General features: G+C 69.3%; 1 protein-coding gene. It reads left to right on the forward strand.

What is annotated here, in order from left to right; translation table 11 throughout:
- On the forward strand, positions 1-1,107 hold a 1,107-nt coding region (locus tag ACJ6WD_RS41280; RefSeq protein WP_407617813.1), incomplete at both ends, for a beta-ketoacyl synthase N-terminal-like domain-containing protein.

Consider the following 1,107-nt stretch of genomic DNA (forward strand, 5'->3'; position numbering starts at 1 on the left):
TTGCGCAGTGGTGAGTGCGGGTTGGCGTTGGCCGGTGGGGTGACGGTGATGTCGACGCCGGCGGTGTTCGTGGACTTCGCGCGGCAGCGGGGGTTGTCGTCTGATGGGCGGTGCAAGGCGTTCGCGGATGCGGCGGATGGTGTCGGCTGGTCCGAGGGCGTGGGCATGCTGGTGTTGGAGCGTCAGTCGGACGCGGTGCGCAACGGTCACGAGATCCTGGCCGTGGTGCGCGGTTCGGCGGTCAATCAGGACGGCGCGTCCAACGGTCTGACGGCGCCCAACGGTCCGTCCCAGCAGCGGGTGATCCGCCAGGCACTCGCCAACGGCGGTCTCACCGTCGGTGACGTGGACGTCGTCGAGGCGCACGGTACGGGCACCACTCTCGGTGACCCGATCGAGGCTCAAGCGTTGCTCGCGACCTACGGCCGTGACCGTGATGCCGACCGGCCGCTGTGGCTTGGTTCGATCAAGTCCAACATCGGTCACACCCAGGCCGCGGCCGGTGTCGCGGGCATCATCAAGATGGTGTTGGCGATGCGGCACGGCATCCTGCCACGGACCCTGCACGTCGATGCACCGTCCTCGCACGTGGACTGGTCCGAGGGCGCGGTGGAACTGCTGACGGACGAGACGGCGTGGCCGGAGACGGGCCGGGCCCGGCGCGCGGGCGTCTCCTCGTTCGGCATCAGCGGCACCAACGCGCACGTGATCCTGGAACGGCCCGAAGGGCTGCGGCGTCCGGTGCAGGAATCCCCCACCGCGGATCCCACCGTGGTGCCGTGGGTGCTGTCCGCCAAGTCGCAGGATGCCTTGCGCGACCAGGCGGCGAAGTTGCGGTTGTCGATCGAGGATGACATGGACCTGCGCCTCGTGGACGTGGGCATGGCTCTTGCCACCGGCCGCTCCACCTTCGACCACCGGGCAGTGGTACTTGCTGCGGATCGTGCTGACGCGGTCCGGGCCTTGACCGCGATCGCGGCCGGCGAGGCGGACCCCGCGGCAGTCACCGACCACCTCCGTACAGGTCGCTGCGCGGTGTTGTTCTCGGGCCAGGGTTCGCAGCGGTTGGGGATGGGGCGTGAGTTGTACGGCCGTTTCCCGGTGTTC

Origin of the sequence: Streptomyces sp. VTCC 41912 (assembly GCF_045799175.1) — a bacterium.
Taxonomy (GTDB): domain Bacteria; phylum Actinomycetota; class Actinomycetes; order Streptomycetales; family Streptomycetaceae; genus Streptomyces; species Streptomyces albulus_C.